Source organism: Rhizobium sp. LEGMi-198b (genome assembly GCF_054114205.1).
This window is the reverse complement of record NZ_JBSYVH010000001.1, coordinates 1,012,090-1,027,340: the sequence shown is the minus strand read 5'-3', so window position 1 is coordinate 1,027,340 and position 15,251 is coordinate 1,012,090. Positions and strand designations below refer to the sequence as shown.

The window sequence follows — 15,251 nt, the reverse complement described above, 5'->3', positions numbered from 1 at the left end:
GCCACCGAAATTGAACATGAGCGCGCCATTGTCACGAATTGCGCCCACATCAAGTGTGGCCGCACACATCGCGGTCTGGCCAAGCGCCATGCCAATATTTGGGAGGGACTCGACTTGAGTAGCAGACTGTGGGGGGAGCAGGTTATCGCGGCACTGAGATCCTCAGGTGCAACAGAGCGTCACCTGTTCATGTCCTCAACCACCCAGCGGAAAAATAAAATAATCAAAGCTGCAAATAATAGTAATTGCATCATCTTTGGCAGATCAAGCATATCATAGCTCTCTAATTTATCGCTGCATCATGCAGACGAGCTATAATAAACCGGAATGCGTCAATGACCATCTACTATGGGGATACATTAAGATTGCGGTTAATATATGGTTTATATTGAATGTATTCAGCGCAACTGAAAATATCGAGACATGACCCGTGAATATATTGCCGCGACTACATCGCCCGGCAGTGATGGCACGTGACGACGTATGACGGCTTTCGTCCGCCACTTTGTCAGAGGTGTCTAACCACTCAACCCGGCGGATAGATGCCGAGGAAGCGCTGGAGAAAATCCGTCAGCAGCATGGTCGGGATCAGCAGTATCAGCGTCAGTGCGCCGACGAAAAGCGGATGCGCACCGCAGATCATTCGGAGGATACGCGCCAGCGAGAAGACGATCGCCATCATCAACGCCAGCCACAGGATGGCCGCCAGCCCATTGGAACCGGGTACGAAGGCGAGCAGCGCGATCAGCAGGGAATTGAGATAGGAAGTCGGCAAGCCGAGCCAGTTGACCACCACGACGATGGGCGCGAATTTGTCGCCGAAACGAAAGATCATCAGCAGCACGCCGGCGAGTATTAGCGGCGCCAGCCAGCTTGCTGCCTCGACCAGCGCCAGGCGAAAGAAGAAGGCCATGCCGGTCGAGGTTTCCGGCGGCATGGCGGTGAGATAGGCCTGCTGCCACCAGAGCCATGAAATGCCGATCGGCGGCAGGCTCCAGAGGATCGCCCAGAAGGACCGCAGCATGCCGCGGTCTGATATGTCGAGATATTGGAAACCGCGGGCGTCCATCCGAATCAAAAGCCACAGGCCCGCCAGATAGTATTGGACTTCCCTAAAGGTCGGCATTCGCAAACCAGCGCTGGATGAAGGTCTCGTAGATCTCGGTCAGGGTTTCGAGATCCGATAGCGCCACCCGCTCATCGACCATATGCATGGTCTGGCCGACAAGACCGAATTCCACGACAGGGCAATAATCCTTGATGTAGCGTGCATCCGAGGTGCCGCCGGTGGTGGAAAGCTTCGGTGTGCGTCCGGTGACATTTTCAATTGCCGACGATAGCGAAGCGATCAGGGCATTGTTGCGCGTCAGGAAAACCTGGCTTGGACGTTCGGACCAGACAATGTCATATTTAGTCGGCTCACGACCTGGCCGCAGCGTTTGGTCTGCTGCGGCGGCATCGAGGCGGGCAAGGATTTCCGCCTTCAGCGTCTCGACGCTCCATGTGTCGTTGAAACGGATATTGAAAACAGCCGTCGCCTTGGCGGGGATGACGTTGGTTGCGGCGTTGCCGACGTCGATCGTCGTCACTTCGAGGTTCGACGGCTGGAAATTGTCGGTGCCGGCGTCGAAGGGCGGATGGAGCAGCGCTTCGGTCAGTTTGACGATGCTGCGCACCGGATTGTCGGCCAGGTGCGGATAAGCGGCATGGCCCTGCACGCCATGAACCGTGATGAAACCGGATATCGAACCGCGGCGGCCGATCTTGATCATGTCGCCGAGCTGGTCGGGATTGGTCGGCTCGCCGACCAGCGAGGCGTCCCATTGCTCGCCCCGCTCGGCGGCCCATTGCAACAGCTTGACCGTACCGTTGATGGCCGGGCCTTCTTCGTCACCGGTGATCAGGAAGGAAATGGAGCCGGTAGGGGCACCATGTTTCTCGATATGGCGGGCGACTGCGGCGGCGAAACAGGCAATGCCACCCTTCATATCGACGGCGCCGCGGCCGAAAAGCTCATCACCAGCGATTTCGGCAGCAAAGGGCGGATGGCTCCAGGATGCGGCATCGCCGACTGGCACGACATCCGTATGGCCGGCAAACATCAGATGCGGACCTTCTGTGCCGAGGCGGGCATAGAGATTTTCGATATCGGGCGTTCCCGGCTCGCTCGCCGTCATGCGCTCGACTTTGAAGCCCAGCGGCAGCAGCATGTCGGCAAGCGCGGTCAGTGCGCCGCCTTCGGCGGGTGTGACAGACGCACAGCGAATGAGGGTCTGCAGATTGGTGACGGGATTGGTAACGGTCATCGGAGGCAACTTATCCGGCGAGAAATGGCAAAGCGATGGCAAAGGATCGGCGATGAGTCGAAAATCTTTGCCACGATTGCAGCAATCGCACAGGCATGCTCACCCGGCAAGCATAAGGGAAGCGCGATATGGCAACCGCGCTTCCAAAAAATTTAAGGTCAGTCGCGCAGCAGCTCGTTGATGCCAGTCTTCGAGCGGGTCTTTTCATCGACGCGCTTGACGATGACGGCGCAGTAGAGGCTGGGAGCGGGCTGGCCGTTCGCCATCGTGTTGCCGCTCGGCAGCGCGCCGGCGACGACGACGGAGTAGGGCGGCACTTCGCCATAGGTGATCTCGCCGGTGGCGCGATCGACGATCTTCGTGGACTTGCCGATGAAGACGCCCATGCCGAGCACCGAACCTTCGCGGACGATGCAGCCTTCGACGACTTCCGAGCGGGCGCCGATGAAGCAATTGTCCTCGATGATCGTCGGGCCGGCCTGCATCGGCTCCAGCACGCCGCCGATGCCGACGCCGCCCGAGAGATGCACATGCTTACCGATCTGGGCGCAGGAGCCGACGGTCGCCCAGGTGTCGACCATGGTACCTTCGCCGACATAGGCGCCGAGGTTGACGAAGGAAGGCATCAGGATGGCGTTCGGGGCGATATAGGCCGAGCGGCGGACGACGGCGTTCGGCACGGCGCGGAAACCAGCCTCGCGGAAGCGGTTCTCACCCCAGCCTTCGAACTTCGACGGCACCTTGTCCCACCAGGTCGAGCCGCCGGGGCCACCGTCGACGATCTGCATGTCATTCAGGCGGAAGGAGAGCAGCACCGCTTTCTTGAGCCACTGATTGACCGTCCAATTGCCGTCGGAGCCACGTTCGGCGACGCGGACCTTGCCGCTATCGAGTAGATTGAGCGCCGTCTCGACGGCGTCGCGAACTTCGCCGCGCGTCGACGCGTTCACGTTATCGCGATTTTCGAAGGCAGCTTCGAGGGTCTTTTCGAGAGAAACGAGATCGGTAGCGCTCATGGGAATTCCTTAAAACGTCGGTGCCTATCGTAATTTCCGGAAATGGTCCGGAAGCAGTTGACTGGTCCTATAGCATGGGTCTCGAAAATGGAATGTCTTTTCCGCGCCGATTGAGCTTGGATTCAAGGCATTGTAGGGCATATGCAAGAGCTTGGTCTTCCTGTCTGTGGTTGGAACGGCCAGTCATGATCGATTTGAAAGGCATCAGTAGATGAGCAAGGGGAAGAACGGCAGGCTGAGACGCAAGGATGGGGTATGGGACCCTCTGAAGTCGAGCTCGGCCGACAAGAAGCGCGCCGAATCCGTGCCGAAGACGCCGCAATCCATGTCGCCGTCCTATCGGCTCGCCTATGCCGACGAGGATTTCCTCTGCCGCGAGGAATTGCGGCCGATCCGGCTGCAGCTCGAACTGTTGAAGACCGAGATGTATCTTACCGAACGCGGCATCAACTCAACAGTGGTTATGTTCGGTGGCGCGCGTATTCCAGCCCCCGGCACCAGCGCCTGGGCGGCGCGCAATGATGTGCAGCGCGCCAATCTCGAGGCGGCATCCGTTTACTACGAGGAAGCCCGCAAATTCGCCCGGCTTTGCGCGCGCTACTCCGCCGGCTTCGACTTCCATGAGTATGTCGTGGTCACCGGCGGCGGCCCCGGCGTCATGGAGGCTGGCAATCGCGGTGCATCGGAAGAGGGTGCGCCCTCCATCGGCCTCAACATCGTGCTGCCGCACGAGCAGGCGCCGAATGTCTACGTGACGCCGGAACTCAGCTTCAATTTCCACTATTTCGCGATCCGCAAGATGCATTTCATGGTGCGCGCCAAGGCGATCGCGGTATTCCCGGGCGGTTTCGGCACGCTGGACGAGCTCTTCGAATGCCTGACACTCATCCAGACCGGCCGCATGGAACGCCTGCCGCTGATCCTGTTCGGTGAAAAGTTCTGGCGCGAAATCATCAATTTCGATGCGCTCGCCGAATTCGGCACCATCGCGCCTGACGACGTCAAGCTGATCAGCTTCGTCGACACCGCCGACGAGGCCTGGAAGATCGTCGCGGACTTCTACGAGCACGATAACGGCCACTGAAACGAAAGGCCCGCCGTCGCATCTGCGAGGCGGGCCTTTTCAGCATGGGGGGATGGCCTGGAATGATCCCGAAAACTATGAAGTGGTTTTCGGATAGGATCGTGCCCAACCGAACATTCAGAGCAGGGGACGGTTCGGCATGTCGTCCAGTGAGATCACGCCGTCATGGTTGCGGTCCATGTGGTCGAAGAGCTTGTTGGCGGCGTCTTCGGCCTCCTGCTTGCTGATCTGGCCGTTTTCATCCGTATCGACGCGTTGGAACAACAGGGTCGTGCGCATTAGAGCAGCTTCGTGCATGAAGCGGCCGCGCGGGTGGTGACCGTGATGCTTGCCCGAATCCTGGTTGTCGCCGCTCGGGGCCTGACCCGCTTGAGCTTGGTCGCCCTTGCCTTGATCCCCCTTGGCCTGATCGGCTTGAGCTTGATCCTCGGCGCCCTTGGCGTGTTCGGCCTTCCACTCCTTGATGCGCTCCTTGCGATAGGCGCGCAGTTCGCCGGGGGTGATCTCGCCGTCCTTGTTCGTGTCGATCTGGTCAAAGATCTTGTCGACGCCGGCCTTGACCTCGTCCTTGGAAATCTTCATGTCGCCGTTGGTATCGAACTGCTTGAGCATGCGCACATAGACGACTTCCGGCGAAAAGCCCAGGCGATGCCAGCGACCGCCGGGGCCGCCCATGCCGTCATGGGCCTGCGGAGCGGCAAAACTTGCCTGGACGGCGGCGCCGACCAGAAGAGTTGCGGAAAGTCCTGCCAGAAGAAGTTTTTTCCCGTTCATCGTTTTTCCTTTCGTACTGAAGAATGGTCAAACGATACGGCTGAAGGCAAAAAACGACCAATTAAACATCGGTAAGGCGGATGAAACTTTCGTAACCCGATCCTAAAAAACCATTAAACGAGGGTCTTGAGAAAAGCGGTCAGATCGTCGGTCACATAGTCGATATGATCGTCCTCGCCGCTCGTCTTCTCCCACCATTCGACCACTGTGCCTTCGAGATTCTGCGGCACGAGCAGCACGGTCTTCATGCCGAGCGCTTTCGGCACGGTAAGATTGCGCGGCAGGTCCTCGAACATGGCAGCGCGCTTCGTATCCACCCGATTGAGGCTCATGAACTTGTCGTAGGTGCTGCCTGCCGGCTTCGGCACGTAGTCGGCCGCGACGATGTCGAAAATATCGTCGAAGTTGTCGAGGATGCCGAGCGCACCGGCGGTCGCCTGCGCATGCTTGACGCTGCCGTTGGTGAAAATGAATTTGCGGCCCGGCAGCGCCTTGATGGCGGCAGCGAGCTCCGGCTGGGGCATCAGCGCCGAATAATCGATCGCATGCGCCTTCTCCAGGAAATCATTGGGGTCGATGCGATGATGGATCATCAGCCCCTGCAATGTCGTGCCATGCTCGAGGTAGTATTGCTTCTGCAGCTTCCGCGCCTCGTCCCGCTCCATCTGCAGCAGTGCGGAAACATAGGCCGTCATGTTCTTGTCGATCTGCGAGAAGAGATCGACATGATGCGGATAGAGCGTGTTGTCGAGATCGAATACCCAGTCGCGGATATCCGAGAAATCGGCGGGTTGAGGCAGCGTTCTTGTTTGGGTCATGGCGGCCTTATGGCATGCGCTATTGCCTGAGGAAAAGGAAAATATGCCGCGTATATGAGAAACATCGCAGACATTGTCGGCTATCCTAATGCAGGCTATGGTTTTGCCGATTGATTTTTAGGGTTCTGCGCTATTTGCCGGCTAGAGGGGAGTCTGTGCCTCTTCGGTTACCAAGGACAAATGCGCCCGGTGAGGTTTTTCAGGAGGGGGATAGTATGAGTCAGGTGGAAAAGGCGGCAGAGTTCGCCAGGCTGCATCGGAAGGGCGATCCGCTGATCCTCTTCAATATCTGGGATGCCGGCTCGGCCAAGGTAGTCACCGAAGCAGGCGCCAAAGCGCTGGCAACGGGAAGTTGGTCGGTCGCCGCGGCCAATGGTTTCGGCGATGGCGAGGCAATACCGCTGTCGCTGCTGGCAGTCATTACCCGCCTGATTTCGGTCACGAGCCCCCTGCCGGTCTCCGTCGATTTCGAAGGCGGTTATGCCATAGAGCCGGATGCCGTCGCCGCGAATGTCGAAAAGATCATGGATCATGGCGCAATCGGCATCAATTTCGAGGATCAAGTGGTCGGCGGCCGCGGCGTTCATCCGATTGAGATGCAGGTGGCCCGCATCCGCGCCATCCGGGAGATGGCCGACCGGCGGGAAATGCCGCTGTTCATCAACGCCCGCACCGATCTTTTCCTGCAGGAAAGCGATACGGCCCATCACCAGATTCTGCTGGAGGAAGCTTACCGCCGCGCCGACGCTTTTGCCGAGGCCGGCGCCAGCGGCTTTTTCACGCCGGGGCTCGTCGACGCGGAATTCATCGAAGCCGTCTGCGATCGCTCACCTCTGCCGGTCAACATCATGGTGCGTCCGACAACGCCCGATAACATCACCATGGGCAGGCTCGGCGTCAGCCGCATCAGCTACGGCCCCGCGCCCTATAGGGCCGTGATGGGAATGCTGAAGAGCGAGGCCGAGGCGCTCTATCAGCAGACCTGATCATCCTGGCTTTTTCTGCGCAAACACGCGCTCCACTGATTTCGGTTGAACGCGCAGTTGCCGACAATGAGAGAACCACGCCCTTCCCAACTTGGGGAGGGCGTGTTTTTCCTTAAGGGACAATCAGCGTGCCGGCGCCGCGTTCGGTGAAGATCTCGAGCAGCACGGAATGGGCAGTCTTGCCGTTGAGGATGACGACGCCCTGGACGCCTGCCTTGATCGCGTCGATGCAGGTCTCGACCTTCGGGATCATGCCGCCGGAAATCGTGCCGTCGGCAATCAGCGCATGCGCCTGGGCGACGGAGAGTTCCTTGATCAATTGGCCTTGCTTGTCGAGCACGCCCGGAACGTCGGTCAAGAAGAGCAGGCGGGTGGCGCTGAGCGCGCCGGCGATGGCGCCGGCGAAGGTGTCGGCATTGATGTTGTAGGTGGCGCCGTCGCGGCCGGGAGCGACCGGCGCGATGACCGGGATCATTTCCGACTTTGCCAAGAGGTCGAGCAGCGTGCGGTCGACTTCGACCACTTCGCCGACGAAGCCGAGATCAAGCACGCGCTCGATGTTGGAATCCGGATCCTTGATGGTCTTATGCGCCTTCTCGGCGAAGACCATGTTGCCGTCCTTGCCGCAAAGGCCGATCGCCCATTCGCCGGTCTGGTTGATCAGCGCGACGATTTCCTTGTTGATCGAGCCGGCCAGCACCATTTCGACGATCTCGACGGTCTTGGCGTCGGTCACGCGCAGGCCACCTTCGAATTTCGATTCGATGCCCATCTTCGTCAGCATGGAGCCGATCTGCGGACCGCCGCCATGGACGACGATCGGGTTGACGCCCGACTGTTTCAGAAGCGCGATATCGGCCGCAAACGCCTTGCCGAGCTCGGCATTGCCCATGGCATGGCCACCGTACTTGACCACGATGGTCTTGTTTTCATAACGCTGCATGTAGGGCAGGGCCTGAGCGAGCAGGCTGGCTTGGAGTTCGCTTTGGGATTCGGACATGGGGCACCCCGTAAAATTGATCGCGGCCTTTTATCTCAAGTTTTTGACAGAGGGAATAATGATGACAGGATTAGTTTTTCCTGCGTCATATCGCGCCCCGCCCATTATCATCCTTTGAGTGAGCTTGCCGCCCGATGCTTTTCCCCTAAGATATCTTGAATAAGCCGCGATCGGGGGATCGGATGGCGAGTGAGGAGATAGAGGCGCTCATCGGCCGGGTCGCGATGCGCGACCAGAAAGCCTTTGCCGCGCTCTATAAGAAGACGAGTCCGAAACTCTATGCCGTGTGTCTGCGTATCCTCGGCAATAGAACGGACGCCGAGGAGATTTTGCAGGAAGTTTACGTGAAAATCTGGCAGCGGGCGGAGCGCTTTAGCGCCTCGGAAGGGCCTGCGATCCCGTGGCTGACCACGATTGCGCGCAATCAATCGATCGATGCTATCCGTGCCCGAAAACCTGTCGCAGATGAAATTGATACGGCCTATGATCTTGCTGATACCGAACCTGGACCCGAAGAGCAGGCAATAGTGAAGGGAGAGGGAAGGCGGATTGACAGGTGCATGGAAGAGTTGGAAGCTGATCGGGCGCGGGCTGTTCGCAGCGCCTATGTGGATGGCCTGAGCTACCAGGAACTTGCCGAGCAATATGCGGTGCCTTTGAATACCATGCGCACCTGGCTGCGCCGAAGCCTGATTAGACTGAGAGAGTGCATGGACAGATGAGTACGCCCGATCAAAGCAAGGGAGGTCGCTCCCGAGATGAAGTCCTGGCCGGAGAATATGTGCTCGGCGTGTTGTCATTGGAGGATCGGCAGAAGGTAGAGCGGCGCATGCGCAGCGATCGGCAGTTCGCCGCCATCGTCAGCCGCTGGGAGCAGAATCTTTCGGGATTCAACGACGATTACGACATGGTCCCGCCGGCCGCCTCCGTCTTTCCCAAGATCGAAAGGCGCATTTTTGGAGAAGCCGCTTTCGGCGCCAATCTCTGGAATTCTTTGTTGCTCTGGCGGTCCGTCGCCTTCGGTTCCTTGTTTCTCGCAGCCGGCGTTCTGGTTTTCACCGTCACGAACAACGTCTCGAAGCCGCAGCCGGGCAGGCAGCTCACCGCATCTCTTACCGGACAGAACAGCCCCATCAATTTGCTGGCGGATTATGACGTCACAAGCGGACGACTGAAGGTGACGCCGGTCGCTGCCGGCCAGCCTCAGGAAAAATCATTGGAACTCTGGCTGATCCGGGGCAGCGAGCCGGCCGAGGCGCTCGGCGTCCTGCCGCAGACCGGCGAGGGCGAGATCGTCCTGCCGCAGGAGATCCACGGTAAGCTGACGGAAGGCGCGATCATCGCCGTCAGCGTCGAGCCCTTTGGTGGTTCGCCAACGGGCAAGCCCACGGGCGATGTCATCGCCTCCGGCACGATCCATCTGCCCTGAAGGCATCTTTCTTCCGAAAAAAGAATCGCGGCTGAAACTCTTCCTTCGGCGCCTCCGTACCTTGCTCTGACCCCATGTGATCGGGGCAAAAGAGGAAGAGGACAAGCCATGATGAAGACCGCAATCCGCATCGCCGCAGTGGCCGTAACGCTTTCGGCCGCGACCGGCCTCGCCTATGCGAAGAACCCGACCGTCGGTGGCGCGCCGATGTTCGCCAGCAAGAACATCATCGAAAATGCCGTCAACTCGAAGGACCACACGACGCTGGTCGCCGCCGTCAAGGCCGCCGGCCTTGTCGATACGCTGGAGGGCAAAGGCCCCTTCACCGTCTTTGCGCCCACCAATGAAGCCTTCAAGAAGCTGCCGCCCGGCACGGTCGAGACGCTGCTGAAGCCGGAGAACAAGGCGATGCTGACGAAGATCCTGACCTGCCATGTCGTCGCCGGCGATGACATGGCCGCCGCCATCAGGAAAATGTCGATGGGCAATGGCGGCGAGTATGATCTGAAAACGGTCGGCGGCTGCACGATCAAGGCCACGGAAATGGGCGGCAAGCTGACGCTGACCGACGAGGCCGGCGGCACCGCTCACATCACCATTGCCGACGTTAAGCAGTCGAACGGCGTGATCCACGTGGTCGACAAGGTGTTATTGCCGAAAATGTAACGACCATCGGCAGCATGGCCGCCACTTTTCTAACGTCGAGGGTGGCGGCCTCTTTTGTCAGACGGCGATGCCGACTGTCAGGCCGATCGCCTGACGCAACTCCTGCAGGCCCTCGGCCTTCTCCGAGGAGGTGGCGAGGATGCCGGGATAGGCGGCGGGGCGCTTGCGGATCTTTTCGGCCGTATCGGCGATCAGCTTCGGCAGGCCCGCAGCCTTGATCTTGTCGGTTTTGGTCAAGACGATCTGATAGGAAACCGCGGCCTTGTCGAGCAGCGACAGAACCTCTTCGTCATTTTTCTTGATGCCGTGGCGGCTGTCGATCAGCACATAAACGCGCTTCAGCGTCGACCTTCCGCGCAGATAGTCGAAAACCAGTTTCGTCCAGGCATCCACCTGCTCCTTCGGCGCTTCGGCATAGCCGTAGCCGGGCATGTCCACCAAGGCCATCGGCGGCAGGTCGGTTCCTTCGCCGGAAAAACCGTCGGGAACGAAATAGTTGAGTTCCTGCGTGCGGCCCGGCGTATTCGAGGTGCGTGCCAGACCCTTCTGGCCGACCAGCGCATTGATCAGCGACGACTTGCCGACATTCGAGCGCCCGGCGAAAGCCACTTCCAGCGGCCCCTCGGGCGGCAGGAATTTCATCGCCGGCACGCCGCGGATGAAGATCCATGGGCGCCCGAAAAGCGGCTTGTCGTCTTTTATCGTCTGATCTGCCATGCGCTCGCGGTCTTCCGGTTCAACTGGCTGACTGGCTTCGGGGTTTTGGCTGGGAAAGTCAAGTTTTGATCGTCAGCTCTTCGTTGGCGGCTGGCGTTCCAAAGCAGTCGTTAGGACGGAATCAGCGATCTTTTTGCAACGTCAATGACGGTTTGGGTAAGCAGGGCAAGCCGATCTGCGGCGAGGCGGCTAATCTGCCAGTAGAGGGTCACATCCAGAGGCGTGTCCGGCACCAGTTCGACCAGCCGCCCAGCCTGAACATGGTCTTGAATGAGATGAACCGGGTTCATTCCCCATCCCATCTCCAGCAGGCTGGCTTCGACGAAGCCTTGTGTAGAGGGCAGCCAGTGTGTTGGCACGTTACTGTGGACTCCGAACACACGTTGGAGCCAATCGATTTGGAGGCGATCCTTCTGACTGAAGATCAATGATGGCGCGACGGCTAAGGCCTCCGGTGTCACGCCATTGGGAAAATACCGCCGAATAAAGTCGGGGCTTGCTGTGGCATGGTAGCGCATCGCCCCCAAGGAATAGCGGCGGCACCCCGAAATCGGTTGTTCCATGCTGGTGACGGCAGCAATGACCCTTCCGCGCTGAAGCCAGTCCGCCGTGTAATCCTGATCGTCAACCGAGACATTGAGAAGATAGTCGGAGGTTTTGGCGAACTGCGCCGCCGCCTCCAGAAACCAAGTTCCAAGGCTATCGGCGTTCGTCGCGACCTGAAGCGTGACCCGCTGCTGAGGCTTTCCACGCTCGCTGAGAGAGGGGAGATGTTCGAGCAATTCGCTTTCCAGAATGCCGACGTTTTCCATGTGCCGGCAAAGCCAGTCGCCCTGTTCCGTAGCGATACAAGGCGTCCCCCTGATGACGAGTGCGGTGCCGACCCGTTCTTCAAGTTGTTTGATCCGCTGGGAAATGGCCGACGGAGAAACGTTCAGTGCCGCTGCCGCTTTTTCGAAGCTGCCGGTTTGAACAACGGCGAAGAGAACGCGAAGAGCCGGGTAGTCTATCATGGATAAGCTGCGCTTAATCTGTGTAAGGAGGTTTAAGTATCCTAAATCGGCGATCGGGTCTATGGAGCCGCGAGGCTTTTGAGGCGGGCAAAATCGGCATGGATTTCTCGACATATTTTACCGGAATGACGATGGGGCTAAGTCTCATCGTCGCCATTGGCGCGCAGAATGCGTTCATCCTTCGCCAAGGTTTGCGCCACGAGTACGTCTTCGCGGTCTGCCTTGCCTGCGCGCTGTCGGACGCTGTCCTCATCGTGATCGGGGTCACGAGTTTAAAGCAGGTCGTCGACGTGCTGCCCTGGCTCGATCCCCTCATGCGCTACGGCGGGACCGCGTTCTTGGTCTGGTATGGGGCGAAAAGCTTGTTATCCGCGCTGCGATCCACCGGCGCTCTGTCGGTGGCGAAGAGCAATTCGGCGAGCTTCGGTAAGACCATGGCCATGTGCCTTGCACTGACTTGGCTCAATCCTCACGTCTACCTCGATACCGTTGTGCTTCTCGGAACGATCGCGACGCGCTTTCCAGGTCATCAGGCGGAATTTGCCGCGGGGGCCACGACAGGGTCGTTCCTGTTCTTTTTTTCACTGGGATACGGCGCGACCCGACTTAAACCTATCTTTTCACGGCCGGCATCATGGCGCATTCTCGAGGCAATCATTGCCTGCGTCATGTGGCTGATCGCTTTCAAACTTCTCGGCGGGATGTGACGTCCGCCGGGATGGCGGACGAGAAGAGCACCATGTTGTATGACGTGCATAGGCTTTTTACTGCATAAACTGTCCCAGCGCGGCGCTTTCTCGTACGCTTTCGCCCTCTCGGCGATCGCAGTTGACGGCACTTGCCACCCAATAACGAAAAAGCCCCGCCGAAGCGGGGCTTGTATCGTCATTTCGATGGCGCCGGTTTTCGTTTGAACAGGCCCTTCAGATTGTCGAAGAGTTCCACCTTCACGCCATGGCGCTTCATGATGATCGACTGCTGGATGACCGAGAGCGTGTTGTTCCAGGCCCAGTAGATTACGAGGCCGGCCGGGAAGCTCGACAGCATGAACATGAATACCAGCGGCATCCAGTTGAAGATCATCGCCTGCGTCGGGTCGGGCGGCGTCGGGTTCATGCGCATCTGCAGGAACATGGTGACGCCCATGATCAGCGGCCAGACGCCGAGATGCAGGATGGTCGGAGCCGCGAACGGTAGCAGGCCGAACAGGTTGACGATCGAGGTCGGATCGGGAGCGGAAAGATCCTGGATCCAGCCGAAGAACGGTGCGTGGCGCATCTCGATGGTGATGTAGATCACCTTGTACAGCGAGAAGAAGATCGGGATCTGCAAGAGCACGGGCCAGCAGCCCGCGATCGGGTTGATCTTCTCTTCCTTATAGAGCTGCATCGTTGCCTGCTGCAGCCCCATGCGGTCGTCGCCGAACTTGGCCTTCAGCTCTTCCATCTTCGGCTGCATGCGCTTCATGTTCGCCATCGAGGCGTATTGCTTGCTGGCGAGCGGGAAGAACAGCGCCTTGACGACGATGGTCGTGCAGAGGATCGCGACACCGAAATTGCCGAAGAAGTGGAAGAAGAAATCCATCAACTTGAACATCGGCTTGGTGATGAAATAGAACCAGCCCCAGTCGATCAGGCGGTCGAAACGCGGGATCGAATAGCTCGTCTCGTAGCGGTCGATGACGGGCACTTCCTTGGCGCCGGCGAAGACCAGGCTCTTCAGTTCCTGCGACTGGCCAGGAGCGATGGTGATGGCATCCTGCTTATAGTCGGCCTGGTAGCGCGGCTGACCGTCGGTGAAATGCGAGAAGTGAGCATCGTAGGCGGTCGACTGCGGCGGCACGATCGTTGCGGCCCAGTACTTGTCCGTGATGCCGAGCCAGCCGCCGGTCGCCTTCGCAGGATTGACGGCTTCCTTTTCAGCGGCGGTATACTTGGTCTCAATCAGGCCGTCGTCGCCGATGACGCCGATGAAGCCTTCATGCAGGACATAGGCGGTCGGCGTGGTCGGCTTGTTGTAGCGGGTCACGCGGCCATAGCTCGACAGCGAAACCGGCGCCTGACCGGCATTGGCGACCTTGTCGGTGATCGTGAACATGTAATGATCGTCGACCGAAATGGTGCGGGTAAAGGTGATGCCCTTGTCGTTGGTGTAGGAGAGCGTCACCGGCGTCTTCTCGGTCAGCTTGTCGCCGCCGGAAAGGGTCCAGATCGTCGAGGGGCCTGGAACGGCGCCGGTCGCGTCGCTGCCGATATAGCCGAGCTCGGTGAAATAGCCGTCCTTGGTGTCGGCCGGGCTGAACAGCGTGATGATCGGGCTGCTCTTGTCGACCGTCTCGTGATAGGTCTTGAGCTGCAGATCGTCGAGGCGTGCACCTTCCAGATTGATGGTACCGGCAAGCGCGGCGGTGTCGATGGCGACCCGCGAGGACGACGTTTTGGCAACCGATTGATCGCGGTTGAGGGTCGTCGGTGCGGTCTGGTCGTTCGCGGGCAACGAGCCGTTCACGGGGGTGCCCGCGGCCGGGGCCTGCGTCTGAGTCGTCTGAGCCTGCTGCGTCTGCTGCTGCAGCTTGGCGGCCTGTTCGGCCTGGCGCTGCGTGTCGAGACGCGGGTTCATGTAGAAAAACTGCCAGGCGAGAACAATCAGCACAGACAGGGCAATTGCTATGAAGTAATTGCGGTTGTTTTCCATCATACTTTCCTGGAGCGGTCCGTTTCCGGCCGCCGGTGTTTCGGCCTGGTTTCGATGCGGCTGACGAGTTCGCTCGCCAGTTTCTCGAAAGGTGCGGTCAGCACATCGCGCCGCGCGACAACCACATAGTCGTGTCCGGGCTGCATTGCAAACCCCGCATGAAGCCGCACGGCTTCTTTCAGCCTGCGCCGCATGCGGTTGCGTTCGACCGCGTTGCCATGTTTTTTGGTGACTGTAAAACCAACGCGAGGTTCGGCGTCGGTGAGCTTGCGGTCCAGCACTTCAATGAGGAAGAGGCTTCCCCTGCGTTTTTCGCCTTCACGGACTGCAAGAAACTGCGGCCGGCTTTTCAGCCGCCCGACAGTCTTTTTGGGTCGTTCATTCGTCAATTCGCCCGCCATCTTATCGGGCATTCCGGCCCTTAGGCCGAAAGACGCTTGCGACCGCGGTTACGGCGAGCGGAGAGAACCGCGCGGCCGCCCTTGGTAGCCATGCGCGCACGGAAACCGTGACGACGCTTGCGGACAAGCTTGGATGGTTGATAGGTACGCTTCATTTATTTAAACACCGCGGAGTGCGGCCCTTCTTGAGCTTTGCTTTAAAAGCAAGGAGCGTTGTTGATTATGGCGAACGGGCTTGGCCTGCAAAGGCAGGCTCCATGACCGGACGTGCGCGGGCTTATAAGGATCAAGGCCCCGGAAGTCAATTATACCGGCGCAGATTCTCAGAATCCGGCTTCTCTCGTCAA

17 protein-coding genes are annotated in these 15,251 nt (G+C 59.1%); 6 read left to right on the top strand and 11 right to left on the bottom strand.

What is annotated here, in order from left to right; all coding sequences use genetic code 11:
• Positions 1 to 526: 526 nt before the first annotated feature.
• From ACXHXG_RS05005 to dapD, 3 genes are all read right to left on the bottom strand, one after another.
• The gene (locus ACXHXG_RS05005; RefSeq protein ID WP_104821856.1) at positions 527 to 1,126 is read right to left on the bottom strand and encodes a hypothetical protein; all 600 of its coding nucleotides are present in this window, start codon (positions 1,124 to 1,126) and stop codon (positions 527 to 529) included.
• Positions 1,113 to 2,306 (bottom strand): succinyl-diaminopimelate desuccinylase, encoded by a 1,194-nt coding sequence (gene dapE, locus ACXHXG_RS05000; protein WP_104821857.1) that lies wholly within the window; start codon positions 2,304 to 2,306, stop codon positions 1,113 to 1,115. The genes ACXHXG_RS05005 and dapE overlap by 14 nt, the downstream gene beginning before the upstream one ends.
• Positions 2,307 to 2,464: 158 nt before the next feature.
• Positions 2,465 to 3,322, bottom strand: coding sequence for a 2,3,4,5-tetrahydropyridine-2,6-dicarboxylate N-succinyltransferase (gene dapD, locus ACXHXG_RS04995; protein WP_104821858.1), 858 nt, complete (start codon positions 3,320 to 3,322; stop codon positions 2,465 to 2,467).
• Positions 3,323 to 3,533: 211 nt separating this feature from the next.
• Between dapD and ACXHXG_RS04990 the strand changes: the two genes are divergently transcribed.
• Positions 3,534 to 4,406, top strand: a complete 873-nt coding sequence (locus ACXHXG_RS04990) for an LOG family protein (protein ID WP_104821859.1) — start codon at positions 3,534 to 3,536, stop codon at positions 4,404 to 4,406.
• A 117-nt stretch (positions 4,407 to 4,523) separates the two neighbouring features.
• On the opposite strand, the gene ACXHXG_RS04985 is transcribed toward ACXHXG_RS04990, so the two are convergent.
• On the bottom strand, positions 4,524 to 5,180 hold the full coding sequence (locus ACXHXG_RS04985; RefSeq protein ID WP_283048874.1) for an EF-hand domain-containing protein: 657 nt from the start codon (positions 5,178 to 5,180) through the stop codon (positions 4,524 to 4,526).
• Positions 5,181 to 5,293: 113 nt separating this feature from the next.
• On the bottom strand, positions 5,294 to 5,998 hold the full coding sequence (locus ACXHXG_RS04980; protein WP_260303322.1) for a pyrimidine 5'-nucleotidase: 705 nt from the start codon (positions 5,996 to 5,998) through the stop codon (positions 5,294 to 5,296).
• A 215-nt stretch (positions 5,999 to 6,213) separates the two neighbouring features.
• Here ACXHXG_RS04980 and ACXHXG_RS04975 point away from each other — a divergent pair, with 215 nt between their 5' ends.
• Positions 6,214 to 6,984, top strand: a complete 771-nt coding sequence (locus ACXHXG_RS04975; RefSeq protein WP_285168964.1) for an isocitrate lyase/PEP mutase family protein — start codon at positions 6,214 to 6,216, stop codon at positions 6,982 to 6,984.
• 112 nt (positions 6,985 to 7,096) lie between these two features.
• Here ACXHXG_RS04975 and argB read toward each other — a convergent pair whose 3' ends face one another.
• On the bottom strand, positions 7,097 to 7,984 hold the full coding sequence (argB, locus tag ACXHXG_RS04970) for an acetylglutamate kinase (protein ID WP_104821863.1): 888 nt from the start codon (positions 7,982 to 7,984) through the stop codon (positions 7,097 to 7,099).
• A 182-nt stretch (positions 7,985 to 8,166) separates the two neighbouring features.
• Between argB and ACXHXG_RS04965 the strand changes: the two genes are divergently transcribed.
• The 3 genes from ACXHXG_RS04965 to ACXHXG_RS04955 all read left to right on the top strand — a co-directional run bounded on the left by ACXHXG_RS04965 (position 8,167) and on the right by ACXHXG_RS04955 (position 10,079).
• A complete protein-coding gene (locus ACXHXG_RS04965) occupies positions 8,167 to 8,706 on the top strand; it encodes a sigma-70 family RNA polymerase sigma factor (RefSeq protein ID WP_457898623.1) in 540 nt (179 codons plus the stop codon).
• Positions 8,703 to 9,413, top strand: a complete 711-nt coding sequence (locus ACXHXG_RS04960) for an anti-sigma factor (RefSeq protein WP_104821865.1) — start codon at positions 8,703 to 8,705, stop codon at positions 9,411 to 9,413. Before ACXHXG_RS04965 ends, ACXHXG_RS04960 begins: the two co-directional genes overlap by 4 nt.
• Before the next feature lie 108 nt (positions 9,414 to 9,521).
• Positions 9,522 to 10,079, top strand: coding sequence for a fasciclin domain-containing protein (locus ACXHXG_RS04955; RefSeq protein WP_104821866.1), 558 nt, complete (start codon positions 9,522 to 9,524; stop codon positions 10,077 to 10,079).
• Between the two features lie 57 nt (positions 10,080 to 10,136).
• On the opposite strand, the gene yihA is transcribed toward ACXHXG_RS04955, so the two are convergent.
• Positions 10,137 to 10,796: a ribosome biogenesis GTP-binding protein YihA/YsxC gene (gene yihA, locus ACXHXG_RS04950; RefSeq protein ID WP_457898622.1), complete on the bottom strand. Its 660-nt coding sequence runs from the start codon at positions 10,794 to 10,796 to the stop codon at positions 10,137 to 10,139.
• Positions 10,797 to 10,906: 110 nt separating this feature from the next.
• On the bottom strand, positions 10,907 to 11,809 hold the full coding sequence (locus ACXHXG_RS04945) for a LysR family transcriptional regulator ArgP (RefSeq protein WP_457898621.1): 903 nt from the start codon (positions 11,807 to 11,809) through the stop codon (positions 10,907 to 10,909).
• 98 nt (positions 11,810 to 11,907) lie between these two features.
• On the opposite strand from ACXHXG_RS04945, the gene ACXHXG_RS04940 reads away from it, so the two are divergent.
• Positions 11,908 to 12,516 carry a LysE/ArgO family amino acid transporter gene (locus ACXHXG_RS04940; protein WP_104821869.1) on the top strand — a complete coding sequence of 203 codons (609 nt, stop codon included), beginning with the start codon at positions 11,908 to 11,910 and terminating at the stop codon, positions 12,514 to 12,516.
• Positions 12,517 to 12,694: 178 nt separating this feature from the next.
• Here ACXHXG_RS04940 and yidC read toward each other — a convergent pair whose 3' ends face one another.
• Genes yidC through rpmH form a run of 3 tightly spaced genes read right to left on the bottom strand, consistent with a single transcriptional unit; the run spans position 12,695 to position 15,059 of the window.
• Complete coding sequence (yidC, locus tag ACXHXG_RS04935; RefSeq protein ID WP_457898620.1) at positions 12,695 to 14,503, bottom strand: membrane protein insertase YidC; 1,809 nt, start codon at positions 14,501 to 14,503, stop codon at positions 12,695 to 12,697.
• A complete protein-coding gene (gene rnpA, locus ACXHXG_RS04930) occupies positions 14,503 to 14,904 on the bottom strand; it encodes a ribonuclease P protein component (protein WP_457898824.1) in 402 nt (133 codons plus the stop codon). Before rnpA ends, yidC begins: the two co-directional genes overlap by 1 nt.
• 20 nt (positions 14,905 to 14,924) lie before the next feature.
• Positions 14,925 to 15,059: a 50S ribosomal protein L34 gene (gene rpmH, locus ACXHXG_RS04925; RefSeq protein WP_041677194.1), complete on the bottom strand. Its 135-nt coding sequence runs from the start codon at positions 15,057 to 15,059 to the stop codon at positions 14,925 to 14,927.
• Between the last annotated feature and the right edge of the window lie 192 nt (positions 15,060 to 15,251).